General features: G+C 76.2%; 3 protein-coding genes. 2 read left to right on the top strand and 1 reads right to left on the bottom strand.

Annotated elements, in window-relative coordinates:
• Positions 1 to 348: hypothetical protein (locus tag LLG88_16590; protein ID MCE5248526.1), on the bottom strand; the 348-nt coding region annotated here is incomplete at its 3' end.
• A 362-nt stretch (positions 349 to 710) separates the two neighbouring features.
• On the opposite strand from LLG88_16590, the gene LLG88_16595 reads away from it, so the two are divergent.
• Positions 711 to 2030 carry an O-acetylhomoserine aminocarboxypropyltransferase/cysteine synthase gene (locus tag LLG88_16595; protein MCE5248527.1) on the top strand — a complete coding sequence of 440 codons (1320 nt, stop codon included), beginning with the start codon at positions 711 to 713 and terminating at the stop codon, positions 2028 to 2030.
• A 56-nt stretch (positions 2031 to 2086) separates the two neighbouring features.
• Positions 2087 to 2250 (top strand): homoserine O-acetyltransferase (locus LLG88_16600; GenBank protein MCE5248528.1); only part of this gene is annotated, 164 nt, incomplete at its 3' end.

The following is a 2250-nucleotide window of genomic DNA, read 5'->3' on the forward strand; positions in this document are numbered from 1 at the left end:
GCCGTGGACCGGATAGCTGCGGTGGCGGGAGAAGGAGAAGCGGGTCGCGTCCGCGACCGGCGCGGCGTCCTCGCCGTTGCGCAGCAGCGCGGCGAGCCCCGCCCGGTCGGCGAAGGAGTACGGCGCCCAGTAGTGGACGTGGTCGAAGCGCACCGCGACGCCGCCGACGCGCGCGACGCCGGCGCCGAGCGGCGTCCGCTCCATCTCGGCCGCGAGGCGCGGATGCTCGCCCGCGGCGCCGAGGGCCGGTGCCGCGGCGAGAGCGACGACGGCGACGAGCGCGACGAGCGACGCGGCGGCGAGCGACGCCGAAGCCGCGGGCGCGGAATGCGCGGAACGAAGCGCCACGACGGGCCTCCACGCGCCGAAGAACGCGCGCGGCGAGTCTCCCGAATCGCGCGCCGTTTGGCAAGCGACCGACGCGTTCCGCCCGCCGGCCGCCGCGGCGGCCGCTTGACGGAACGCGAAGCGCACGGTAGCTTCCGCGCCATGAGTCGGAACAGCCACGTCCTCTCCGCGAACGTCATGGCCATGGCCATGCGCATGCGCCGCACGCCGGCGCGGGAGAGGAACGTCCGTCTTGACTGACCGCTGACTCAGCACAAGTCCACACGGACGAAGACCCGCGACGGCGCCGCCGGAGCGGGTCTTTTTGCGTTCCGGCGCGCCGTCGCGTTCCGCGGTCCTTTGGGCCGCCCGAGGAGAACGCGATGCCGCAACAGAAGCCGCGCTTCGAAACGCTGCAAGTCCACGCCGGGAACGGCGCCGCCGCGGCCCGCCGCGCCGCCGCGCCGCCGATCTTCCAGACGACGTCGTTCACGTTCGACGACTGCGCCCACGGCGCGGGGCTCTTCGCCCTCGACGCCGCGGGGCACATCTACAGCCGCCTCTCCAACCCCACCGTCGCGGCGTTCGAGGAGCGGGTCGCCGCGCTCGAGGGGGGCGCGGCGGCGGTCGCGACGGCCAGCGGGCAGGCGGCGATCTTCCTCGCCGTCGCCGCGCTCGCCGCCGCCGGCGACAACATCGTCGCCGCGAACGCCCTCTACGGCGGCACGCACAGCCTGTTCCGCTCCTCCCTCGCCCGCCTCGGCGTCGACGTCCGCCTCGCCCGCGGCGTCGAGGCCGAGGCGTTCGAGCCGCTGATCGACGAGCGCACGAAGGGGCTCTACGTCGAGTCGATCGGCAATCCGGGGTTCGACGTCCCCGAGTTCGATCGTCTGGCCGCGCTGGCGCACGGCCGCGGCCTGCCGCTGGTCGTGGACAACACGTTCGGCGCCGCCGGCTGGTACGCGCGGCCGATCGACCACGGCGCCGACGTCGTCGTCGCCTCGGCGACGAAGTGGATCGGCGGCCACGGCGCGGCGCTCGGCGGCGTGATCGTGGACGCCGACCGCTTCGACTGGGCCGCCTCCGGCCGCTTCGCCGAGTTCGTCGAGCCGGCCGCCGGCTACCACGGCCTCCGCTACGCCGCGGACTTCGGGCGCGGGACGCCGCGCGGCGGCGCGCCGCTCGCGGCGCGCGTCAGGCTCGAAGGGCTGCGCGACTTCGGCCCCTGCCTCGCGCCGCAGAACGCGTTCCTGCTGCTGCTCGGCCTCGACACGCTGTCGCTGCGCGCCGAACGGCAGGCGGCGAACGCGCTGGCCCTCGCGCGCTGGCTCGAGGAGCGTCCCGAGGTCGCGTGGGTGCGTCACCCGGGGCTGCCCTCCCATCCGCACCACGCGCGGGCGCGGCGGTACTTCCCGCGCGGCGCCGGGGCCGCCTTCAGCTTCGGCCTCGTCGGCGGCGCCCCGGCGGGACGCCGCTTCATCGAGGCGCTGGAGACGACGCTCCATCTCGCCAACGTCGGCGACGTGCGGACGCTGGCGATCCATCCCGCCTCGACGACGCACGCCCAGCTCTCGCCGCGCGAGCGGGAGGCGGCCGGCGTCTCCGAGGACCTCGTCCGCGTCTCGGCCGGCGTCGAGCATGTCGAAGACCTCCGCGCCGACTTCGAGCGCGCCCTCGCCGCGGCGCGCGGGGAGGCCCGGTGATCGGCCGCCGCGTCCGCGCGCGCGACGCGGTCCTCGCGGTCGAGGCCCCGTTCCCGCTGGAACTCGGCGGCGCGCTCGAACAGGTCCGCGTCGCCTACCGCACGTGGGGCCGCCTCGCGCCGGACGGCGCGAACGCGGTCGTCGTCTGCCACGCGCTGACCGGCTCGGCCGACGCGGCGGAGTGGTGGTCGCCGCTCTTCGGCGCCGGCCGCGCGCTCGA

The organism is bacterium, assembly GCA_021372775.1.
Taxonomy (GTDB): domain Bacteria; phylum Acidobacteriota; class Polarisedimenticolia; order J045; family J045; genus JAJFTU01.